Origin of the sequence: Streptomyces sp. WM6372, from assembly GCF_001279655.1 — a bacterium.
GTDB lineage: Bacteria > Actinomycetota > Actinomycetes > Streptomycetales > Streptomycetaceae > Streptomyces.
Genome location: NZ_LGDB01000238.1, coordinates 156,279 through 177,356, shown reverse-complemented (window position 1 = coordinate 177,356; position 21,078 = coordinate 156,279). Strand labels below are relative to the sequence as shown.

20 protein-coding genes, 7 tRNA genes and 1 pseudogene are annotated in these 21,078 nt (G+C 73.8%); 15 read left to right on the top strand and 13 right to left on the bottom strand.

Annotated elements, in window-relative coordinates; all coding sequences use genetic code 11:
* Positions 1 to 42: 42 nt before the first annotated feature.
* Positions 43 to 1,290, bottom strand: a complete 1,248-nt coding sequence (locus tag ADK52_RS36160; RefSeq protein ID WP_078988868.1) for a serine/threonine-protein kinase — start codon at positions 1,288 to 1,290, stop codon at positions 43 to 45.
* A 562-nt stretch (positions 1,291 to 1,852) separates the two neighbouring features.
* On the opposite strand from ADK52_RS36160, the gene ADK52_RS36155 reads away from it, so the two are divergent.
* The 3 genes from ADK52_RS36155 (at position 1,853) to ADK52_RS36145 (ending at position 3,734) form a co-directional block, all read left to right on the top strand.
* A complete protein-coding gene (locus ADK52_RS36155; protein WP_030157329.1) occupies positions 1,853 to 2,038 on the top strand; it encodes a hypothetical protein in 186 nt (61 codons plus the stop codon).
* Between the two features lie 230 nt (positions 2,039 to 2,268).
* Complete coding sequence (locus ADK52_RS36150) at positions 2,269 to 3,363, top strand: phosphotransferase (protein WP_078988864.1); 1,095 nt, start codon at positions 2,269 to 2,271, stop codon at positions 3,361 to 3,363.
* Between the two features lie 65 nt (positions 3,364 to 3,428).
* A complete protein-coding gene (locus tag ADK52_RS36145) occupies positions 3,429 to 3,734 on the top strand; it encodes a zf-TFIIB domain-containing protein (RefSeq protein ID WP_030157333.1) in 306 nt (101 codons plus the stop codon).
* Between the two features lie 76 nt (positions 3,735 to 3,810).
* On the opposite strand, the gene ADK52_RS36140 is transcribed toward ADK52_RS36145, so the two are convergent.
* The 5 genes from ADK52_RS36140 to ADK52_RS36120 form a co-directional block, all read right to left on the bottom strand.
* Positions 3,811 to 3,885: transfer RNA gene (locus tag ADK52_RS36140), tRNA-Val, on the bottom strand.
* A 49-nt stretch (positions 3,886 to 3,934) separates the two neighbouring features.
* A tRNA-Val gene (locus ADK52_RS36135) sits at positions 3,935 to 4,006 on the bottom strand.
* Between the two features lie 34 nt (positions 4,007 to 4,040).
* Positions 4,041 to 4,112, bottom strand: a tRNA-Val gene (locus ADK52_RS36130).
* Between the two features lies 1 nt (position 4,113).
* Positions 4,114 to 4,187 (bottom strand) — tRNA-Cys (locus ADK52_RS36125).
* Between the two features lie 38 nt (positions 4,188 to 4,225).
* Positions 4,226 to 4,298: transfer RNA gene (locus tag ADK52_RS36120), tRNA-Gly, on the bottom strand.
* A 180-nt stretch (positions 4,299 to 4,478) separates the two neighbouring features.
* Between ADK52_RS36120 and ADK52_RS36115 the strand changes: the two genes are divergently transcribed.
* The 3 genes from ADK52_RS36115 (at position 4,479) to ADK52_RS36105 (ending at position 7,321) form a co-directional block, all read left to right on the top strand.
* Positions 4,479 to 5,534 (top strand): chorismate-binding protein, encoded by a 1,056-nt coding sequence (locus tag ADK52_RS36115; RefSeq protein WP_053694059.1) that lies wholly within the window; start codon positions 4,479 to 4,481, stop codon positions 5,532 to 5,534.
* A 16-nt stretch (positions 5,535 to 5,550) separates the two neighbouring features.
* Positions 5,551 to 6,375 carry an aminotransferase class IV gene (locus ADK52_RS36110; RefSeq protein WP_053694058.1) on the top strand — a complete coding sequence of 275 codons (825 nt, stop codon included), beginning with the start codon at positions 5,551 to 5,553 and terminating at the stop codon, positions 6,373 to 6,375.
* A 121-nt stretch (positions 6,376 to 6,496) separates the two neighbouring features.
* Positions 6,497 to 7,321, top strand: a complete 825-nt coding sequence (locus ADK52_RS36105; RefSeq protein WP_053694057.1) for a GNAT family N-acetyltransferase — start codon at positions 6,497 to 6,499, stop codon at positions 7,319 to 7,321.
* Between the two features lie 10 nt (positions 7,322 to 7,331).
* Here the strand turns inward: ADK52_RS36105 and ADK52_RS36100 are convergent, their stop codons facing one another.
* Positions 7,332 to 7,832 (bottom strand): DsbA family protein, encoded by a 501-nt coding sequence (locus tag ADK52_RS36100; RefSeq protein ID WP_053694056.1) that lies wholly within the window; start codon positions 7,830 to 7,832, stop codon positions 7,332 to 7,334.
* A 225-nt stretch (positions 7,833 to 8,057) separates the two neighbouring features.
* Between ADK52_RS36100 and ADK52_RS36095 the strand changes: the two genes are divergently transcribed.
* Together ADK52_RS36095 and ADK52_RS40900 are read left to right on the top strand one after the other, a co-directional pair.
* Entirely contained in the window at positions 8,058 to 8,519 is a 462-nt protein-coding gene (locus ADK52_RS36095) for a hypothetical protein (protein WP_053694055.1), read from the top strand.
* Between the two features lie 108 nt (positions 8,520 to 8,627).
* Positions 8,628 to 8,807, top strand: a complete 180-nt coding sequence (locus tag ADK52_RS40900) for a hypothetical protein (protein ID WP_078988860.1) — start codon at positions 8,628 to 8,630, stop codon at positions 8,805 to 8,807.
* Positions 8,808 to 8,864: 57 nt separating this feature from the next.
* Here the strand turns inward: ADK52_RS40900 and ADK52_RS36090 are convergent.
* Positions 8,865 to 9,419: pseudogene (locus tag ADK52_RS36090) on the bottom strand (CGNR zinc finger domain-containing protein); the annotation flags it as partial.
* Positions 9,420 to 9,707: 288 nt separating this feature from the next.
* A complete protein-coding gene (locus tag ADK52_RS36085; RefSeq protein WP_030011909.1) occupies positions 9,708 to 10,121 on the bottom strand; it encodes an SsgA family sporulation/cell division regulator in 414 nt (137 codons plus the stop codon).
* A 177-nt stretch (positions 10,122 to 10,298) separates the two neighbouring features.
* On the opposite strand from ADK52_RS36085, the gene ADK52_RS36080 reads away from it, so the two are divergent.
* Together ADK52_RS36080 and ADK52_RS36075 are read left to right on the top strand one after the other, a co-directional pair.
* Entirely contained in the window at positions 10,299 to 10,778 is a 480-nt protein-coding gene (locus ADK52_RS36080; RefSeq protein WP_053694054.1) for a TIGR02611 family protein, read from the top strand.
* A gap of 57 nt (positions 10,779 to 10,835) precedes the next feature.
* A tRNA-Val gene (locus ADK52_RS36075) sits at positions 10,836 to 10,907 on the top strand.
* Positions 10,908 to 10,971: 64 nt separating this feature from the next.
* Here ADK52_RS36075 and ADK52_RS36070 read toward each other — a convergent pair.
* A complete protein-coding gene (locus ADK52_RS36070; RefSeq protein ID WP_053694053.1) occupies positions 10,972 to 13,338 on the bottom strand; it encodes an SCO7613 C-terminal domain-containing membrane protein in 2,367 nt (788 codons plus the stop codon).
* Between the two features lie 152 nt (positions 13,339 to 13,490).
* Here ADK52_RS36070 and ADK52_RS36065 point away from each other — a divergent pair, with 152 nt between their 5' ends.
* A complete protein-coding gene (locus ADK52_RS36065; protein ID WP_053694052.1) occupies positions 13,491 to 13,988 on the top strand; it encodes an SRPBCC family protein in 498 nt (165 codons plus the stop codon).
* Between the two features lie 39 nt (positions 13,989 to 14,027).
* Positions 14,028 to 14,099: transfer RNA gene (locus ADK52_RS36060), tRNA-Val, on the top strand.
* Positions 14,100 to 14,171: 72 nt separating this feature from the next.
* On the opposite strand, the gene ADK52_RS36055 is transcribed toward ADK52_RS36060, so the two are convergent.
* Entirely contained in the window at positions 14,172 to 14,897 is a 726-nt protein-coding gene (locus tag ADK52_RS36055; RefSeq protein ID WP_053694051.1) for a 3'-5' exonuclease, read from the bottom strand.
* 231 nt (positions 14,898 to 15,128) lie between these two features.
* Between ADK52_RS36055 and ADK52_RS36050 the strand changes: the two genes are divergently transcribed.
* Both ADK52_RS36050 and ADK52_RS36045 read left to right on the top strand, forming a co-directional pair.
* Complete coding sequence (locus ADK52_RS36050) at positions 15,129 to 15,719, top strand: DUF4365 domain-containing protein (protein WP_053694050.1); 591 nt, start codon at positions 15,129 to 15,131, stop codon at positions 15,717 to 15,719.
* The gene (locus ADK52_RS36045) at positions 15,719 to 16,963 is read left to right on the top strand and encodes a hypothetical protein (RefSeq protein ID WP_234344394.1); all 1,245 of its coding nucleotides are present in this window, start codon (positions 15,719 to 15,721) and stop codon (positions 16,961 to 16,963) included. Before ADK52_RS36050 ends, ADK52_RS36045 begins: the two co-directional genes overlap by 1 nt.
* Here the strand turns inward: ADK52_RS36045 and ADK52_RS36040 are convergent.
* Both ADK52_RS36040 and ADK52_RS36035 read right to left on the bottom strand, forming a co-directional pair.
* Positions 16,960 to 18,507: a caspase family protein gene (locus tag ADK52_RS36040; RefSeq protein WP_053694049.1), complete on the bottom strand. Its 1,548-nt coding sequence runs from the start codon at positions 18,505 to 18,507 to the stop codon at positions 16,960 to 16,962. The genes ADK52_RS36045 and ADK52_RS36040 overlap by 4 nt on opposite strands.
* Positions 18,504 to 18,854 (bottom strand): effector-associated constant component EACC1, encoded by a 351-nt coding sequence (locus ADK52_RS36035; RefSeq protein ID WP_053694048.1) that lies wholly within the window; start codon positions 18,852 to 18,854, stop codon positions 18,504 to 18,506. Before ADK52_RS36035 ends, ADK52_RS36040 begins: the two co-directional genes overlap by 4 nt.
* 226 nt (positions 18,855 to 19,080) lie before the next feature.
* Between ADK52_RS36035 and thrS the strand changes: the two genes are divergently transcribed.
* Positions 19,081 to 21,057: a threonine--tRNA ligase gene (gene thrS, locus ADK52_RS36030; RefSeq protein ID WP_053694047.1), complete on the top strand. Its 1,977-nt coding sequence runs from the start codon at positions 19,081 to 19,083 to the stop codon at positions 21,055 to 21,057.
* Positions 21,058 to 21,078 lie beyond the last annotated feature (21 nt).

The following is a 21,078-nucleotide window of genomic DNA, read 5'->3' as shown; positions in this document are numbered from 1 at the left end:
CCCCAGGCCCCCGCCGCCGCCTCCCCGGAGCTCTAGCCGCGGCTAGAACTTCTGGGCGGCGGCGATCCCCAGCGCGACGATCAGCGTGACCACGACGAACACGATCAGCCGCTGGCGCATCAGCCGCGGGTCGGGCCGCGAGGGGCGCCGTCCGGCACCCGTCGTGCGGGGCGCCTGGCGGCCTCCCGTACGCCCCGCCGTCGGCCGGGACGAAGGACCGCCCGGGTTCCGCGAGGACGAAGGGCGCGGGGACGAGGGCCGGGAGGCCGAGGGCCGCGCGTGCCCCCCGCTGTTCGGGCCGTGCCCCTGACCCTGCCCGTGGCCCTGGTCCGGCCCCTGGGGCGCGGGCGTGCCGCCCGTACGGCGCTCCGTGTGCTGGTCCGCGTACGCGTCTGCCCGCTCCGGCAGCCGCCCGGTCGGCCGCTCGGCCCGCACGCGCTGCGCCGGAGGCCGCCCGTCGGACAGCCCCTGCGCCTCGCGGGCCGCGATCTCCTTCAGCCGCATCGACAGCTGGAGCGTGCTGGGCCGCTCCTCGGGATCCTTGGCCAGGCAGGCCTGTACCAGGGGCGCCAGCGCGTCCGGAACCCCCACCAGATGCGGCTCCTCGTGCACCACCCGGTACAGCATGACCTCGGAACTGCCGTGCCCGAAGGGCGAGTCGGCGGTCGCCGCGTAGGCGAGGGTGGCGCCCAGCGCGAACACGTCGGTCGCCGGGGTGACGGCGGCCCCGCGCACCTGTTCGGGCGCGAGGAAGCCGGGGGAGCCGACGGCCGTACCCACATGGGTGAGGGTGCTCGCGCCGGTGGCCCAGGCGATCCCGAAGTCGATGATCCGGGGGCCCTTGGGGGACAGAAGAATGTTCGAGGGCTTGAGATCGCGGTGGACGACCCCCGCCTCGTGCACGGCGACCAGTCCCTCGGAGAGCGCGGCCCCGATCGCGGCGATCTGCGCGGCCGTGAGGGGGCCTTCCTCGGCCACCTTGTCGTGCAGGGAAGGGCCGGGCACGTACTGCGTGGCGAACCACGGGCGCTCCGCGTCCAGGTCGGCCGCCACCAGGCGCGCCGTGCACCCGCCGCGGATCCGGCGGGCGGCGGACACCTCGCGCGCGAAGCGCGAGCGGAACTCCTGGTCCTCGGCCAGGTCGGGCCGGATCACCTTCAGCGCGACCCGCTGGCCGCGCCGGTCCGATCCCAGGTAGACCACGCCCATGCCGCCGGCACCGAGCCGTCGGTGCAGCCTGAATGAGCCGACGACACGCGGGTCCTCGCGCCGGAGCCGCATCATCGCCATGTCCACCCCGCTGACCGGTCGTCCTGTTGACGTGCCACAGCTTACGGACCATCCGCCACGAGCGCTCAGAGGCCGCGCCCTCGCCGGAGGATTCGATCGTCAGTGCGGGGCAACCCACTTGAGGGTTCCTCACCCGCACGGACCCCTGCCCGTACGGCACTTGCCCGTACGGTCAAACGGCCCTCGGGCCAAGGGGATTGGGCATCCGGCCGGGGTGGTGCGCGGGGCGCGCGGAGGGCGGGAGCGCGTGCGCCGGGCAGGAGCGCGGGGTGATCTTGCCGGTACCCCGTCGGCGGACACGCATGCGCGGGGAGTGACGGAAGTGAGCGAACTCACTACCCTCCGGTCATCCCCTCCGGGATGACCCTCAGAACGGGGGACCGGTCTCCACCCAGGGGAGTACACGCGGGGTGCCCCGTCATCCTCTTGGAGGCCTGCCAAGGGGTACGAGGGCAGGACGCCACGGGACTTCGCCGCGCCTAGTGTTGAAGACAAGCGGCGGGTGGCGCACTCGTCCCCCGAGGTCACAAGCCCGCCGCTGCCAACCGACAGGGAGAGGACCATGGCGGACATCACGCGGCACGGACGCAAGGCATTCGCGTTCAACGGCCATGAGTCCGGCACGCGCCACCCACTGGTGGCCGCGGCCATGGTGCTCCCCCTGGCCGCCCTCCTGCTCTTCCTCTTCGGAGGATTCGACCAGGTGGCGGCACAGGCGTCGTCCGTGGGCGTGATGCTGGGGCGCTGAGCGGCGCCCCGGGTCCGGGAGAGCGGCCCGGACCGGGACATCGGCCTGTCGAACCCCGTGGGGACGGGGGCGCGACGGACGGCAGGTGAAGGGTGCTGCCCGTACGACTGGGGAGTCGGACGGGCAGCACCCTTTTTCATGCCGCCCCCACCACTGTCCGCCGCTTCACGCGGCCCCGCGGTTCCGTAATCTGCTTCCGAGACGCCAGCGACGGGAGCCGTGGAGCCGCGATGAACCAGGAGCCACTGCCCGCCGCCCTCGCGGCGTACGCCGGCGCGGGGGAGCGGGGCGCCCCGTACGAGCTGCTCGCCGAGCGCGAGGACGGCACGGTCGTGCGCTGCGGCGAGATCGTCGCCAAGGCGCACGCCGGGGACAGTGACCGCGCGGGCCTCGCCGTACGGATGCGGATCGCCGCGGACGAGGCGCTGGCCGGGGTGCTGCTGGCCCCGCTGCGCGCCGAGGTCGGCTACCTCGCCGGCCGGCCGGTGTCCCTGTGGCCGTACGGGGCTCCGGTCGACCCGGAGCGTCCGGAGGACGCCCCCTGGGAGGCGGCCGGACGGCTGCTGGCGGCCCTGCACCAGGTGCCCGTGCACCGGCTGCCCGGCCCGGTCCCCCCGATGCGCGGTCCGGCCAAACTCGCCCGCGCCCTGCGCCGCCTGTCCCGGGCCACGGCTTCCGACGGGGTGCGGAGTCCCGGCGGGGTCCGGATCCTCGACGGGGCCCGGAGTCCTGATGGGGTGCGGAGCCCTGATGGGGTCCGGGGCCCTGAGGGCGCCCGGAGTCCCGCCGGCGCGCGGTCCGGGGCCGCGCTCGTGCCCGGCCCCGCCGAGGGCCGGCCCGCCGGTGACCTCGTACGGGCCGCCGCGCAGACCCTGCCGGCCTGGGTGCGCGGGGAGGCACCGGCGCCCCGCGGCGGGGCCCTGTGCCACGGGGACCTGCACCTCGGGCAGTTGGTGCGGGGGCCCGGCCCCGACGGGGGCTGGCGGCTCATCGACGTGGACGACCTCGGCATCGGGACCCCCGCCTGGGATCTGGCGCGGCCCGCCGCCTGGTACGCCGCCGGGCTGCTCGACACCGGCACCTGGGCCCGTTTCCTCGACTCCTACCGCGCCGCCGGCGGCCCCGCGGCCGGGCCTCCCGGCTCCGACCCCTGGCCGGAACTGGACCTCGCAGCCCGGGCCCTGACCGTGCAGACCGCCGCCCTCGCCCTGGCCAAATCGGCGGAAAGCCGACGCCGACTCGATGACGTGGAGCGGCTGATGGTGGAGTCCTGTGCCCGAATTGCCTCCCTCCCGCCCGACTTGGAGGCGCGGGCTCCGTCGTAGGGTGAGCTTCACGCCACCGGGCATGCATCCGGTGGTGAAGCAGACGGCGAGGAGTTGATCCGGTCATGCAGTGTCCGAAGTGTCACGCGATGATGCACACCTACAACCGCAACGGTGTCCAGATCGAGCAGTGCAGCAACTGCCGCGGCATCTTCCTCGACTACGGCGAGCTGGAGGCGCTGACCCGTCTGGAGTCCCAGTACACCGGCGGCCAGTACGGCCAGGTCCCGCCGCCGGCCGCGCCCCCGGCCCCCTACCCGGCCGCGCACGCCCCCGCACCGGCCTGGGGCGCCCCGCACCACGGCGGCCACGGCCACGGTCACCACGGCCACCACAAGGGCGGCTTCGGCCGGATGCTCTTCTCCTCCTGAGCCGCGGCCGGTGCGGCCCCGGCCGCCCCGGCAACGCGGAAGCCCCGGCCGTGGGAACGGCCGGGGCTTCCGGAGGTGGTGCGCGATACTGGGATTGAACCAGTGACCTCTTCCGTGTCAGGGAAGCGCTCTCCCGCTGAGCTAATCGCGCGGGCTACGGTGCGAAACCGCAGGTGGAGCAAGGTGGTGCAGGTACTGCGTGCGCGATACTGGGATTGAACCAGTGACCTCTTCCGTGTCAGGGAAGCGCTCTCCCGCTGAGCTAATCGCGCGGGGATCCTTGCGGACCAGGTCCTTGCGGACCAGTGGACGATACTGGGATTGAACCAGTGACCTCTTCCGTGTCAGGGAAGCGCTCTCCCGCTGAGCTAATCGTCCTTGGAGGTGGAGACGGGATTTGAACCCGTGTAGACGGCTTTGCAGGCCGTTGCCTCGCCTCTCGGCCACTCCACCCGGAGCTGCAGGGGTTCTCGGGAAGATCCCCCACTTCGAGCGGACGACGAGACTCGAACTCGCGACATCCACCTTGGCAAGGTGGTGCTCTACCAACTGAGCTACGTCCGCAGGTCACCGTGTTCGCTCCGGGGTTTTCCCCCTTCGCTCCCTGGCGACGTGTTGAACTCTAGCGGATTCCCGGGCCAGCTCAAAAACGCGTTTCCGCAGCGTGCTGCCGCTCGATCACCACCGGTCACCCGGCGGTCACCTCACCGGCGCCGCGGCGTCACCGGTCATAGACTCGCAGCCGTGCACGACCTGCTTCCCCTGGCCCGCTTCGGCGGCCTCCTCGCGACCGACCTCCGAGACGTCACCAGCGACCCCTCCGCCCTCGACTCGACGGGCTTCTGGGCGGTCGCCGCCGACTTCGAGGGACGCCTGGTCTGCGCCCGCTTCGGCGACATACGCCCCGACCCCGTCCCGCCGCCCGTCCCGGGGGCCTGGCGCGGCCCCGCCGCCGACCAGTGGTCCTCCTCCCTCGACCGCGCGGCCTACACGGCCGGCGTACGCCGCATCCGCGAACACATCGCCGCCGGCGAGGTCTACCAGGCCAACCTCTGCCGCGTGATGTCCGCGCCGCTGCCCGACCCGGACCGCGCCGACGTCGACGCCCTCACGGCCCTGCTCGCCCGCGGCAACCCGGCCCCGTACGCAGGAACGATTCGGCTCCCGGCCCACGGCGTCGAGATCGCCACCGCGTCCCCCGAGCTGTACCTGCGCAGGGTCGGCCGCCACGTGGAGTCCGGCCCCATCAAGGGCACCGGCCGCACCGCCGCCGACCTCCTGCCCAAGGACCACGCCGAGAACGTCATGATCGTGGACCTCGTACGCAACGACCTCGGCCGGGTCTGCGCCACCGGCTCCGTCACCGTCCCCGAGCTGTGCGCCGTCGAGGAGCACCCGGGCCTGGTCCACCTCGTCTCCACCGTCAGCGGCGAGCTCGCCGAGGGCGCGGGCTGGCCCGAGCTGCTCGCCGCCACTTTCCCGCCCGGTTCCGTCACCGGCGCCCCCAAGTCCTCCGCGCTGCGGATCATCGAGGCCCTGGAGACCGCCCCCCGCGGCCCCTACTGCGGGGGCATCGGCTGGGTCGACGCCGACCGGGGCACCGCCGAGCTCGCCGTCAGCATCCGTACGTTCTGGATCGACCGCCGCCGTCCGGGCGGCCCGAGCCTGCTCTTCGGCACCGGCGCCGGCATCACCTGGGGCTCGGACCCCGACCGCGAATGGGCCGAGACGGAGCTGAAGGCCGCCCGGTTGCTCAGGGTAGCGTCGGGAACCCATGAGGTGACCGGCACCCCTGGGTGAGCGGAGGGATCGTACGGTGAGGATCTGGCTCGACGGCGCGCTGCGGGACGCCGACAGCGCACAGGTGTCCGTCTTCGACCACGGGCTGACCGTGGGCGACGGCGTGTTCGAGACGGTGAAGGCGGAGCGCGGCACGGCCTTCGCCCTCACCCGCCACGTGGACCGGCTGACCCGCTCGGCCCGCGGCCTCGGACTGCCGGACCCCGACCCGGACGAGGTGCGCCGGGCCTGCGCGGCCGTCCTGGAGGCCAATCCGCTGCCGCTCGCCCGCATGCGCATCACGTACACCGGGGGAGTGTCCCCGCTCGGCTCCGACCGCGGCGACTGCGGCCCCACCCTCGTCGTCGCCGTGGCCGAGGAGACCCGCCGGGCGGACACCACCGCCGTGATCACCGTGCCCTGGGTGCGCAACGAGCGCTCCGCCGTGGCCGGGCTGAAGACCACCTCGTACGCCGAGAACGTCGTCGCGCTGGCCGCCGCCCACCGGGCCGGAGCCTCCGAGGCCCTGTTCGCCAACACGGTCGGACGGCTCTGCGAGGGCACCGGCTCCAACGTGTTCGTCGTCCTCGACGGAGTGCTGTACACCCCGCCCCTCGCCTCCGGCTGCCTCGCCGGCATCACCCGGGCCCTCGTCGTGGACTGGGCCGGGGCCAAGGAGGCCGACCTGCCCTTCGAGGCGCTGGAGCAGGCCGAGGAGGTCTTCCTGACCTCCACCCTGCGCGACGTGCAGGCCGTCCACCGGATCGACGGGCGGGCCGTGGCCGCGGCCGTGCCGGGGCCGGTCACGGCCGAGGCGATGCGGATCTTCGACGCGCACGCCGGCGCGGACCAGGACCCCTGAGACGGGTGACCGGTGTGAGGGGCGAGGTGGGCGGGACGGACGGGACCGGGGAAGGGGTGGCGCCCGAACCGCCCGTTTAATGGCTGTCGCAGGGGGCCGCAGGGCGGGTAGAACACGAGTGATGACCACCACCCTGCGGCCGAGCGGGCCGCTTCAGCAGAGCAGCGGGGGCGCGCGGTCGCGCCCGTACGAGATCCGGGTCAACAGCAGGCGCGTCGGCGCGCTGCTGCTCGCCTGCGACACGCCCTTCGGGCCGACCGTCGGCGAGATCCGGGACCTCGCCGTCGACGAGCCCGACCGGCGGCGCGGCCGCGCCACGGTCGGGGCGCTGGCCGCCGAGGAGGTGCTGCGCGGCTGGGGCTGCCGCCGCGTGCGGGTCTGCGTGCCCGCGCGGTCGGCGGGCGGCCTGCGGATGGCGCAGGCGCTCGGGTACGCCGAGTACAGCCGCAGGATGGCCAAGGACCTCCCGGCCGAGCCGCCAGAGCTCCGCGCAGGGATCGTCGGCCGGCCCATGACGCAGGCCGAGTACGAGCTCTGGATCGTCCGGGCGGTCGAGGGCTACGCCGCCGACTGGACCACCCGCGGCATGCCGGAGGAGGCCGCGCGGGCGAAGGCGGTGGCCGACCACGAAAGCGCGCTGCCCCGCGGACTGGCCACCGAGGGCGCCACCCTGTCCGTCCTGGAGGCGGACGGCGCCCCCGTCGGCCACGTGTGGACGGCGCCGAACGGGGAGGGCGCGTACGTCTTCGACGTGGCCGTCGCCGAGGAGCACCGGGGCCGGGGCCACGGCCGCGACCTGATGCTCCTGGCCGAACGCGTGGCCCTCGCCGGGGGCCACCGCGTCCTCGGGCTCCAGGTCTTCGCGGGCAACACCCCGGCCCTGCGGCTGTACGAGTCCCTCGGCTACCGGACGACGGACGTCAACTACGCCAAGGACCTGCTCTAGGCGTGTTTGGTCAGGCGTTGTCGGCCAGCAGGCGGTCCGCGATCTCCTCGATGCGGGCGCGCAGGCCCTCCTGGCTCTTGCCGCCGTCGAGGCGCTCGCCGTCGATGACGTACGTCGGGGTGCCGGTCACGCCGATGGCCTTGCCCTCGGCCTGGTCGGCGTCGACGATCAGGATGTGCCGGCCGTCGATCAGCGCGGTGTCGAACTCCTCGGCGTCGAGGCCGAGCTCACGCGCCACGTCCAGCAGTACGGCCTCGCCGCGCTCGCCGAGCTCCGCGGTGCGGGCCAGCACGGCCTCCACGTACGGCCACGCCCGGCCCTGCTCCGCGGCCTCCTCGGCGGCCTGCGCCGCGGCGAAGGCGTGCTTGTGCTTCTCCAGCGGGAAGTGGCGCAGCCGGATGTCCAGCCGGTCGCCGTAGCGGGCCCGCAGGGCGCGTACGTCGTCCAGGGCGTGGTGGCAGTCCGGGCACTGGAGTTCGCACCAGACGTCGAGGATCACGGAATCGGTCATGGGCCCAGTGTCCCAGCCGCCGGGCGCGCTCGACGAAACGCACCCCTGCCGTGCCCCTGGCTTGCCCCTGACACTCCCTGACACGCCCCCTGGCGCAGGCCCTGAGGAGGAGGCCCGACCCCGAGATCTCCCGGAGATCGGCGCCGGATCCGCTCGGGCCATGGCCGCTGCGGCGGTGCCCGGTGCAGGATGGAAGGGACAGATCGCCCACTCCTGGAGGACCGCATGCTGGCCGAGACCATATGTTCCGCGGTGTCCGCGGCGGGCCTGGGCATCGCCGCGGTGACCGCGTATCGCAAGCGCTTCCTCGCCGCCGCGCGGATCGCGGCGTACGCGCTGATACCGGTCGCCCTGGTGCTGACGGGCGTCGTGGAGTGGGTGTCCGGGATGGTCTTCAAGCCGTCCGTCTGGGCGGGCTTCGCGCTGCTCGGGCTCTCCTGGGTGCTGTTCATGACCACCCGCGCCATCGAGCGGCGCGGGCTCGGCGCGGCGGAGAAGCCCGCCAAGGCGGTCAAGCCGCCGAAGGCGGCGAAGGGGAGTGCCGGGCAGGGGGCCGTGGCCCCGGCCGCGTCCGCCCCCTCGCTGGGGCAGGGCGCCCGTCCGCAGCCGGTGTCGCGCCAGACCCCCGCCACTCCCGCGGACGACTTCTCCGACATCGAAGCGATTCTGAAGAAGCACGGAATCTGAGGCCGCGCACGGTATCGCCGCGGGCCTGACAAGAAGGGGTGAACTCCCGCGTGAAGGCTGGCGTGTTGGGGGCTGATCCCGCGCGCCCTGCGCGATCATCGCCCCGACATGCTCGACACATCGCAGGGCGACCCGCCGGTTCCCGCACCGGCCCCGGTCCCCGCCCCCGTCGCCCACGAGCCGCGAGGCTGCCTCTTCGCGCTCTCCCAGCCGCCCTTGATGATCTTCCTAGGGGTGATCGGCACCCTGTTGCTGCTGGCCGCCGTGCACGACCTGTTCCTCCTGTGAGCCCGGCTGCGCGCCACCCTGGTGCGCGTCCTGCGGGGCCTCCGGCTCCGCAGGGCCCGCGTCGGCCTCCTTGCGCCGGGCCCGGTACGCCGCCACGTGCAGCCGGTTCCCGCAGGTCCGGCTGTCGCAGTAGCGCCGCGAGCGGTTCCGGGACAGGTCCACGAAGGCCCGCCGGCAGTCGGGGGCCTCGCAGCGGCGCAGCCGCTCCTGCTCGCCGGAGACCACGATGAAGGCAAGCGCCATGCCGCCGTCGGCCGCGAGGTGGTCGCCCAGCGAGGCGCCGGGCGCGAAGTAGTGGACGTGCCAGTCGTAGCCGTCGTGGTCGGTCAGCTGCGGGGTGGTGCCGGCGGTCGCCACCAGCTCGTTGATGAGCCCGGCCGCGATCCGCGGGTTGGGCGCCCCGAAGACCTGGGCGAACTTGCCGCGGACCGTCCGTACGCCGGAGAGGTCGCGGGCGCCGAGCTCGCCGATGTCGCTGATCTTGTACTCGCGTACGAATTCGCGCAGTGAGCCGACGTCCGCCAGTCCGTCGGGGTGGTCGGCCTCGGCCGCGGTGTTCACCAGCGCGACGACGACGTCGAGCGCGCGACGGGTGTCGTGGGGAATCTGCACGGGGTCGCTCCCTGAGGGCCGGGCCTGCGGCGACGGACCAGTGCCGCCGCTGGGGGCCGACTCTAGCCGTGACCGGGCGGAACCGGGAGGGACCCCCGTGGCGGACGCGTCACCGGCGGCGGGACGGGCCGTACCACGCACACCGGCGCCGCCCTCGCGGACGGCTTCCGCGAGACCAGCGCCGGCACTGCCGTATGAGGTTTTCGTCCAGCCCGCACCGTCGCCCCGAGTCGGACGGTGCGGAGTGGCCCCCGGCGCGTGCCGGGAGATGCTCCCTGGGGGCCTGGCTCAGCTTTCGGCCAGGATGTGGGAGAGCTCCTTGTCGAGGTCGAAGTGCCGGTGTTCGGTCCCGGGTGGAACCGCGGCGTCCGTCCGCTTGAGGAACGATTCGAGTGCGCGGGCGGGTGCTTCGAGCAGTGCTTCTCCCTCCGGTGAGCTCAGGGCGATGCAGACGACGCCCTGACCGTGGCTGCGGGACGGCCAGACGCGGACGTCTCCGGTTCCGGTGGGCCGGTGGAGGCCCTCAGCGAGGAGGTCTCGGGCGAAAACCCACTCGACCGTCTCCTCGGCGCCGGTGTGGAAGGTGGCGTGCACGGCGTAGGGATCGGCCGTGTCATACCGCAGGCCCGCCGGGACAGGCAGTGAGGACTCGCTCGACACAACGAGGCGCAGGTGCAGCTCGCAGCTGACCGTGGTGTTCATAAGCGCCAGGGCCTTTCGCTCAGTGTGCGCTCGGGGATTCGCACGTCGGCGAAATCGACATGCCACCTACGGTGCCGTTGTAAACCCCTCTGACCGTTTTGCGGACCTCTGGGTCCCTCGGACGGCGGATCCAAACCACCATTCACGTGTGCTTCCGGCTCCGGTAGATTCGGGCCCATGAATACGGGGAGTGACCGCGGGGCCCAAGGGTCCGCAGCCGAGTCCGCAGCCGAGTCCGCAAGCGAGTCCGTAACCGACGCCACTGAGCAGACCACGGAAGAAGCGCCGCACGTATCGAAGGCTCCCGCCTTCATCAAGTCGCGCCGCACCCTGCACCTCAGCTGGCAGGTCGGTGTCTTCGTCGTCGGGCTCGCCGTCATCGGCGCGGGCGTCGCCATGCTCGTCCTGCCCGGCCCCGGCTGGGTCGCGATCTTCGCGGGCCTGGCGATCTGGGCCACCGAGTTCGCCTGGGCCCACCTGGTGCTCCGCTGGACCAAGCGCAAGGTGACCGAGGCCGCGCAGAAGGCGCTCGACCCCAGGGTCCGCCGCCGCAACATCATCCTGACCAGCGCCGGGCTCGTGATCGCGGGCGCGCTGATCGGCTTCTACCTCTGGAAGTACGGGCTCACGCCGCCCTGGAACCTCAGGGACCAGTGACGGACCGGGGATGGTCGGGAACCACCGCTGACATGGGGTAATGTTTGCGGTGCGTCCGGGCGATTAGCTCAGTGGGAGAGCACTTCGTTCACACCGAAGGGGTCACTGGTTCGAACCCAGTATCGCCCACCCGGACCAAGGGCCCGGAGACTTTCACCGTCTCCGGGCCCTTGGCGTTTTCCCGTTCCCGCCGCTACCGCAGGCGGCCGAGCGCCGCCCGCAGCCGGCGCGCGTCCCGCAGCCTCTTCTCGTACGTCGCCCCCACCACCAGGAGCAGCAGCCCCGCCAGCGCCGGCGGCAGCCAGCGCGGCAGCGCGTCGACGACCTGGACCACGTACGGGGCCAGCTCGTGCAGGGCCACCGCCGCGAGGGTGGCGCCGCCGAGCAGCAGCGGCGCCTGGAGCCGCCGGTGCGCGCCGAGCAGGGTCACCGCCAGCGCCGCCAGACCCAGCAGCAGCGGCCGCAGCCAGTGCGGATCGCCCCAGGCGGCGAGCAGGCTCGGCAGCAGCGTCGCGCCCAGCCCCGGCCCGTACGCCGTCCACGACGAGGCCTGCGCGTCCCGGCGGCGGCGTACGAGGCCCACCGCCAGCGCGGGCACCGTCACCGGCAGCGCGTACGCCTCCGGCACCTGCACCCCGGACGCCGAGAGGCGGATCCACGTCGCCGCCACGAACAGGGCCCCGGCCGCCCAGCCGAGCCCGCGCCGCTCCGCCCGTACCGCCGCCCCCGCGCAGACCACCCCGGCCAGCGCGCACACCAGCGCCGCCCGCGCCGGCTCCCAGGGCCAGCTCGCGAGGAGCAGCGCCACCGCCCCGACCGCGCCCGCCGCGGCCTCAGCCGGGAGCCGCACCCGCCCCAGCCGCGGGCCGGCCGCGGCCACCGCCGCCGGGACCGCCAGCAGCGGCAGCGCCCACCAGGACACCGCGAGCCCCCACAGGGCCCCCAGCGCCGCCACCACGGCCGCCGCGTACCCGACGGCCAGCACCGCCGCCCCGGCCCGCACGGGCAGCGGAGCGGGCCGTCGTGCCGCCCCCAACGCGCAGCCCGCCCCCAGCAGCCCGAACACCACGAAGGTGGCCGTACGGCCGTCCAGCGCGGCCACCGACAGGTTCAGCGCCCCCACCGCCGCGCACACCGCGGCCGTGTACCCCGGACCGCGCCCGAGCCGCAGCGCGCCCACCCCGGCCGCGGCCACCACCGCCAGCTGGGCCGCGAGCACCGCCGCCACCGGCAGCCCCGACAGCAGCGGCGCCGTGAACAGCCCCGCCCAGCCGAGCACCACCGCGATCACGCCCGGCTCCGGGCGCGGCAGCACCCGCGCCAGCCATCCGGCCGCCCCCGCCGCCAGCAGCAGGGTCACCGCGGCCGCCGGACCCGGCCCGTACGCCTCCCGGGAGGGGGTCGTCGCCGCCCACACCTCGCCCAGCACCACGACCCGGGACCCCAGCGAACCCACCGCCGCCACCAGCGCCGACAGCGCCGCCAGGGCGGCCACCCCCGCCCCGGCCCGGGCCAGGCCGCGCCGGACCGCCGCCGGGAGCGCGCTCGCCCGTACCGCCGCCAGCGGCGCCAGGGCGATCAGCAGGAACACCACCACGGTCCAGTCCCGCGCCAGCAGCGGCCGGACCGGGCCACCGAGCGCCGCCACCCCCGCGACGGCGCCGACGACCGAGGCCGCCATGGCCGAGGGCTCCCGCCAGGCCACTGAGACGCCCAGCGCCGCGCAGGCCGCCAGCAGCAGCGCCGGACCGGCCGCCGCCCCCGCCGAACCGGCCCCAGCCATCTCCGACAGCCCGCTCAGCAGGGCCCCCGCCCCCAGGACGGCCGCGCTCACCGCCGCCGGGCCGGACACCGCCGCCCGCGCCCTGACCCCGGGCACCAGCAGGACGAGCCCCGCGTCCAGCGCCGCCGTGGCCAGCAGCGCCCAGCCGGTCCCCACCGGCCCCGCCGCCGCGGCCAGCGCCGCCAGCGGCAGCGGGAGCTGCGCCGTCAGCACCGCCGCCGGCAGCGGGACCACCAGCGCCGGCAGCACCCGGGCGTACCCCGCCCACAGCGCCGCCAGTACGGCCGCGGCCCCCGCCGCGTACGCCGTGCCGTCGCTCTGCGGGGCGGCGACCGCGAACACCGCGTACGCGTCCAGCACCGTCAGCAGCAGTCCCACCGAAGCCACCGACTCGGCCGTCGACCGCAGCCCGCGGCGCAGCAGCAGCGCGGGCGCGCCCAGCGCCGCCGCCGTCACCACGGCCAGTACCGCGCTGCGCCCGGCGATCCCCAGGGACCCCCAGCTGACCAGCGTGAACGCCAGCGCTGCCACCGCGAGCAGCACCGCGCCCAGCGTCAGCAGCACGTTCTGCGCACCGGGGCCCGAGGCCTCCTGCGGGCGGACGGGGGAGCCGGCAGCGGCCGGCGCCCAGCCGTGCGGAGCCGGCAGCCGCAGCAGCCAGTCCCGGCGGGCCAGCAAGTACGAGCGCCGGGCGTCGAGTTGAGCCAGCTCCCGGTCGATGAGCGCCAGCTCGCGGTCGGGTGGCAGCGGTATGCCCGGTGGTGGTGGAGTCGCCATGCTCCGGAGTGTGGCGCCCGTCACGCCGTCAGGACATGGGTGTGCGTACTCAGATCCGCGCTGAGTACACGGGAGTACGCGCCCCCGGCCACGGAAGGGTGGATGCTGCGGAGCGGGCCCCGCGCGCGGCCCCGCCGGTCCAGACTGGGGCCATGGACCGCAGCAGCCTGGACCGCTGGAACCGCTACCGCTTCCGCAGCGTGTGGGACCTCGACGCCCCGCCCGCGCGGGTCTACTCCGTACTGGAGCGGGCCGGCGACTACCCGCGCTGGTGGCCCCAGGTCCGCGCGGTCGAGCAGATCGGCGGGGACGGCGGGTACAGCGGAGTCCTGCACATCCGCTCCGTCCTCCCCTACGAGATCCGCATGACCGCCACCGAACTGCTCCGCGATCCCGGGCGCGGCCTCCTGGAGGCGGCCCTGCACGGGGACATCGAGGGCTGGGCGCGGTGGACCGTGCGGGCCCGCCGGGGAGCGGGCGGGCGCGGGACACGGGCCCTGTACGAGCAGGAGGTCGAGGTGCGCAGCCCCCTGCTGAGGCGTCTCGCGGTGCCCGTGCGGCCCGCGTTCCGCCTCAACCACGCCCTGATGATGCGGGCCGGGCGGCACGCTCTCGAGGCCCGGCTGGCCACCTCGCCGGAAGCGGTTTGAACCAGACCCCGTGCCTCTTGTATTGTTCAACCCGTTCCCGGGCGATTAGCTCAGCGGGAGAGCACTTCGTTCACACCGAAGGGGTCACTGGTTCGATCCCAGTATCGCCCACCGGGTCAGGCCGGTCCGTCTCACGACGGACCGGCCTTCCGCATGTCCGGGGCCCGTTGCCGCCCGGTCCGCCTACGCCGCCGCCGGCAGCTCCGGCCGCAGCGGCCAGTGCGGATCCACGGACTCCGGCGTCCCCTGCCGGGCGAACCACGCCTGCAGCCCGCGCGCCTGCGCCGCGTGCCACACCGCCTGGAGCGTGTGCAGCTCCGCCGGGGTCAGCCGCTCCAGCCGGGCGGCGAACCGGCGCCCCACCGCCCGTACGACCTCCAGCGAGGCCAGCGCGTCCGCCGCCGCGTCATGCGCGCCCTCCAGCTCTATCCCGTAGTGCGCGCACAGGTCCGTCAGCGTCCGGCGGCCCTTGCGGTACCGGTCCAGGTGCTTGTCCAGCACCCGCGGATCCAGCACCGTCAGCGGCCGGTTGTCCAGATACCGCGCCAGCGTCGACGCCCGGTGCCGGCGCAACTCCCGGTCCAGCAGCGTCAGATCGAACGGCGCGTTCATCACCACCACCGGCCGGCCCGCCACCAGCTGCTCCCCGAGCGCACGGGCTATCTCCTCCACGACCGGCGCCGGCCAGCGCCCGTTGCGCTGGAGGTGATCATCGGTCAGACCGTGCACTTCCGTGGCCCCCGGGGGCACCGGAATGCCGGGGTTGACCAGCCAGCGGGTGGAGCGGACCCGGCCGCCCGCACACTCCTGCACGATGAGAGCGGCGGACACGATCCGGTCCTGCTCCACGTCCACCCCGGTCGTCTCCGTGTCGAATGCGGCCAGCGGCCCCTCATACCAGCGCGTCATGGCGAACTCCTCGTTCCCGATCGGCAGTCGGGGCGCACCCGGGCGCCGCCGCCTCGGAACGTGCCACCCCCGCCCGCATCGGTGATACCCGGCCTGTTTGCGCCGTACGCCGTTTGCGGGCCCTCCGCTACGGAGACAACTTTCCTGGGGGACCGCACACATGACCGGTCGTCACCCCACCCACCACACCACCCTCATTCGGCAGAGCCCGGAAGGCATGGGGAGCCGGCCATGGCGCTCGCGCAGCCCGAACCGGGCGGGATGCTGCAGGGGCGGACCGATCCGCGGAACGAGGAACGGACCGGACCGCTGCGCGGCACGCTCGCCACCACCGCCTGCATGGAGACCCTCCAGGTGGGATACCTGCACGCCGTCGCGGCCGCGGCCGGCTGCTCGCTCTCCCAGCCCTTTCCGGACAACGGCATCGACTGGCAGGTCAACCACGGCGCGCCCGAGCACGTCGTGGACGACGAGGTCACCATCAAGGTGCAGCTGAAGGCGACCTACCAGGTACCGCCCAGACCGGCGGGGCCCACGTTCGCCTTCACGCTCGACAACGAGCACCTGGTGAAGCTGGCCCGCACGCCGGTCGCCGTCCACAAGATCCTCGTCGTGATGCTCGTCCCGCGAGAGCGCGACCAGTGGCTCGCCGCCGGCCACGACCGGCTCGACCTGCGGCACTGCTGCTACTGGACCAACCTCGCCGGGCACCCCGTGACCGGCCGGCGCCGGACCACCGTACGGATCCCGACCACGCGGATCTTCGACGACCGGGCGCTGTGCGAGATCATGACCCGGGTCGGGTCGGGAGGGACACCTTGATGCACTGGCACTCACCGAACCTGGAACCGCTGACGTCCCCGTCGGAGTACGGGGACTTCTCGGACTCCGGGACGCCCGATCCCGCGCACGTCGACCCGGCCGTGCTCGGGGCCCTGCTGCACCGGCACGGCTGGCAGCGCCGGGGCGGGGCCGCGGGGCGGTACGGACGCTGGACGCCGCCGGCCCCGTACGCGACGGCCGGCGCGGGGAGCAGCCTCCTCGTCCCCGAGAGCCGGGCCTTCCCCGACTGCTCCGACCTGCTGGAGGAGGCGCTGACCGCCCTCTCGCGCAGCGCGCTGCCGTCCGCGCGGGAGGTGCTGTACGGACTGAGCGTGCCCAGCGACGAGATCCGCTGGGAGCGGCGGATCCCGGAGGGCCCCGAGGGGCCGTACGGGCCCCAGGGCGCGGCGGCCTGGACCGTGCAGGAACAGCTCCGCTCCGCCGCCCGGCAGCTGCTGCTGGCCGGGGCCCTCGCGGACCGGGCCAGGGCCGGGTACTACGGGGCCCGCCACCGCGGCCAGGCCGAACGCGCCCTGGACGGGGTCCTGGTGGGGCCGGCCCCCGGCGGGCGCCGGCTGACCGCGTACGTCCCGGTGGACGGCGGGCGGGGCACCGTGACCCGGCTGCACCACGCGCTGCACGCGGCCCGGGAGGCGGTGGACTACCAGCGGGCCACCGGCGGCATGGAGGCCTTCGACGCGGCGGTCGAGGCCGGGGTCAGCAGGGAGCTGGCCGATGCGCTGATCGCGCTGGTGCGCGGCTCGGAAGGGGCCCGGATCGCGCTGGCCTGGGCGCCGGCGGCGGGGGTCCCGGCGGGCTGCGCGGCACGTCCCGAGCCGGTGGAGTTCTCGCCCGGGGACCTGCCGGTGCTCCGGGACGCGGCCGCGCGCTACACCCGGGACGAACCGGCGGTGGCCGTACGGGTGGCCGGCGCGGTGGTCCGGATGCGGCGCTCGGCGCCGGGCGGCGGGGGCACGATCCGGCTGCGCGTCCTGGCGGGGGCCGAGGTGCCGTACGTACGGGCGGTGCTGGACGAGGAGGCGTACCGGGTGGCGGGGCACGCGCACCTGGTCGGCGTGCCGATCCGGGTGAGCGGACGGCTCCAGCGCCGGGGCGGTTTCCGGCGGCTGACGGACGCCACCGACGTGAGCCCGGTCCCGCTGGACGAGGTCGAGCGCGACCGCCTGATGAAGTCCCTGGACGAGTCCCTGGACCCCGCGGACGTCCTCCCGAGCGACGATTAGGGGAGCCCGTCGAAGCATTCGGGGTGGCGGGCGCGCAGGTCCGCCATCGCGGGGAGGAAGCGGCGCAGGGCCGACAGGACCGGGTGGTTCGAGCCCTCTCTGACCGTCATCCGCTCGGATCCGAACCAGAGGGTCGTGACGAAGATGACCACCGCCTCGCAGATCGCCGCCTGATCGGTGACGGTCACCACGTTCTCCTCGTGGCGCGATACGGACAGCGACAGGGCCGCGAGCCGGGAGTACGGGACCCTCAGCAGCTCCGGGGTCTGCACGACGCACAGATGGGTGTCGGTGAACACGACGGCGCGGCCCGCGCCCTCCGGGGCCCGGCCGACCAGCCGCTCCCCGTCGGCCATGCCGTACCGCTTCCTCTGTGCGGAGGTCCACCAGTCCGGTCGCCACGTGTCCCCCGCGGGCGTGAAGCGCTGGAGCAGCAGCACCAGGCGCAGGGCGTCCATGAACGTCGCGGGCCGGCGGCGGTGGCGCTCGATGTGGGCGTCCACCTCCGCGACGTCGTACCCGTGGGACTTGCGGCCCGACTCGCTCCGGAAGTACGGCGGGCCCTGGTTCAGCCAGCGACCGGGGTCGGCCACCGAGGCCACGACCTCCGCCAGACGGGCGTTGACCTCCCCCATGCGGTAGCCGCCGGCCAGGACGGTGGTGAAGGTGGGCCCGTCGGGCCGGACGGCGGCCCGCGGCACCTGGGCGGGCCCGGGGGACGGCAGCCGGCCCGGGCCCGGTTCCGGGACCGGACGGTCCTCCTGCGCCGGTCCGGGCGGCCTGGCGGCCGGAGGCGTGAACGCCCGGTTGCGTACGAAGGGGAGGGCTCCCGCGCCCGTCTTGCCGCACTCCTCCGGCAGGGCGAAGCGTGTGGACCGCATCCGCCGGCGGACCTCCGCGTAGAGGTCGCTCAGGCACAGCACCGGCCCGTCGCCCGGGACGCCCTCGCGCGCGGCCTCCAGCAGGAAGCCGGTGAACGCGCTGTGGACGGCCCCCTTGGGAGCGGTGGACGTCCGGTTCCCCGGAGCCGAGGTCAGGGAGTACACGCCGTGGTAGGCGGCCAGCTGCTCCGTCACCAGCCGGGACTCGGCGCCCATGAGGTCGGAGTGCGCCCGGCCGCTGTAGCAGGCGTCCAGGATCACGATCTTGACGTTCGCGCGGGACTGCTTGACGACGCCCGCCAGGTAGGAGAACGCCAGGCTGGTCCAGTCCTGACCGGGCTCGCTCTCCGTGAGGCCGAGGTGGAGATCACCGGCGGTGGTCAGCAGTCCGTGGCCGCTGTAGTAGACCAGCAGGACGCCCCGCGCCTGCGCGGCGGCCTCCGTCACCGGGTCCATGACGTCCTGGGCCTTGCCGGGATCGTCCACGAGCCGCACGTCCCCCGGCGCGAAGCCGCCCAGCGTCCGGTCCGTGATGACCTCCCTGAGTCCGCGGATGTTCCGCGCGGAGTGGGGGATCGCCTCGAGGTCCTGCGAGTGGTAGGTGGCGGAGCCGATCAGTACGGCGCGTGCGGAGGCGTACGACGGCGAGGAGGGCCCGCTCACCGACCGTCCAGCTCGCGCAGGATCCGTACGGCCACCTCGTCCGGGTCCTGGAGCCGGGAGGCGTCGATCTCCACTTCCTTCTCCCCGCTGCGCACGCGGATGTGCACCTGCCGGCGCCGGACTCCGGCCCAGGTGCCGAGGGAGGCGGCCACGGCGGTGAGCACGCCCCGCGGTTCGAGCAGCAGCTGGAGGGCCTCGGTGACCGGACCCATGTCACCCTCACCGGCCGGAGCGGCCAGGGCGGTGATGGTGACCTGCCCGAGGTCCTGGTCCTGCCGCAGCCACTGTTCCAGCCGGCGCACCTCGTCGCCCGCCTCGTCGCCGATCAGGCCCACCCGCACGATCATGGAGCACCCCCGTGGAATCGCAACTCGCAGGGCGCACATGCTAGTCACGGGAGGCGGCCGCCGACGGCGAAACCGAGGAGAGTCACCGGGCCCCGCTCCGCGACCGCGGCCCGGACGCCCCCGGCGGGGTGGCGGAGCCGTAACCGTTTCGCGGCGGAGCCGCTCGGCTCGGTACGATTCAGGCGCGCGGCGTTCGCCCGCGCATCCCCTGAGTCAGGAGAGACCGGTGTCAGACGTCCGTGTGATCATCCAACGCGATTCCGAGCGGGACGAGCGCGTGGTGGCCACGGGCACTACGGCGGCCGAGCTCTTCGCCGGCGAGCGCACCATCGTCGCCGCGCGCATCGCGGGTGAGCTGAAGGACCTCTCGTACGAGGTGAAGGACGGCGAGACCGTCGAGCCGGTGGAGATCTCCTCCGAGGACGGTCTCAACATCCTGCGCCACTCCACCGCGCACGTCATGGCCCAGGCCGTGCAGGAGCTCTTCCCCGAGGCCAAGCTGGGCATCGGCCCGCCGGTCCGGGACGGCTTCTACTACGACTTCGACGTGGCCCGGCCCTTCACCCCGGAGGACCTGAAGGCCGTCGAGAAGAAGATGCAGGAGATCCAGAAGCGCGGCCAGCGCTTCTCCCGCCGCGTCGTCACCGACGAGGCGGCCCGCGAGGAGCTCGCCGACGAGCCGTACAAGCTGGAGCTCATCGGCATCAAGGGCTCCGCCTCGACCGACGACGGCGCGAACGTCGAGGTGGGCGGCGGCGAGCTGACCATCTACGACAACCTCGACGCCAAGAACGGCGAGCTGTGCTGGAAGGACCTCTGCCGCGGTCCCCACCTGCCCACCACCCGCAACATCCCGGCGTTCAAGCTGATGCGCAACGCGGCCGCCTACTGGCGCGGCAGCGAGAAGAACCCGATGCTCCAGCGCATCTACGGCACCGCCTGGCCGTCGAAGGAAGAGCTGAAGGCCCACCTCGACTTCCTCGCCGAGGCCGAGAAGCGCGACCACCGCAAGCTCGGCAACGAGCTGGACCTCTTCTCCATCCCGGACGAGATCGGCTCCGGCCTGGCCGTCTTCCACCCGCGCGGCGGCATCATCCGCCGGACCATGGAGGACTACTCGCGCCGCCGGCACGAGGAAGAGGGCTACGAGTTCGTCTACTCCCCGCACGCCACCAAGGGCGCGCTCTTCGAGAAGAGCGGGCACCTGGACTGGTACGCGGAGGGCATGTACCCCCCCATGCAGCTCGACGGTGGTACCGACTACTACCTCAAGCCCATGAACTGCCCGATGCACAACCTGATCTTCGACGCGCGCGGCCGCTCCTACCGTGAGCTCCCGCTGCGCCTGTTCGAGTTCGGCACCGTGTACCGGTACGAGAAGTCGGGCGTCGTGCACGGCCTGACCCGCGCCCGCGGCTTCACCCAGGACGACGCGCACATCTACTGCACCCGTGAGCAGATGGCCGAGGAACTCGACCGCACCCTCACCTTCGTGCTGAACCTGCTCCGCGACTACGGTCTGACCGACTTCTACCTGGAGCTGTCGACCAAGGACCCGGAGAAGTTCGTCGGCTCGGACGAGGTCTGGGAAGAGGCCACCGCCGTCCTCCAGCAGGTCGCCGAGAAGCAGGGCCTCCCGCTGACCCCCGACCCGGGCGGCGCGGCCTTCTACGGCCCGAAGATCTCCGTGCAGGCGCGCGACGCCATCGGCCGTACCTGGCAGATGTCGACCGTCCAGCTGGACTTCAACCTGCCGGAGCGGTTCAACCTGGAGTACACCGCGCCCGACGGCTCCCGCCAGCGCCCGGTCATGATCCACCGCGCGCTGTTCGGCTCCATCGAGCGGTTCTTCGCCGTACTGCTGGAGCACTACGCGGGCGCCATGCCGCCGTGGCTGGCCCCGGTCCAGGCGGTCGGCATCCCGATCGGTGACGGGCACGTCGAGTACCTTCAGGAATTCGCCGCCGCGGCGAAGAAGAAGGGCCTGCGGGTCGAGGTGGACGCCTCTTCCGACCGGATGCAGAAGAAGATCCGCAACCACCAGAAGCTCAAGGTCCCGTTCATGATCATCGTCGGTGACGAGGACATGGCCGCCGGCACCGTCTCCTTCCGCTACCGCGACGGTTCGCAGGAGAACGGCATCGCCAAGGACGAGGCGCTGGCCAAGCTGGCCAAGGTCGTCGAGGACCGCGTCCAGGTCTGACCGGCAAGGCGGCCCCCGCGG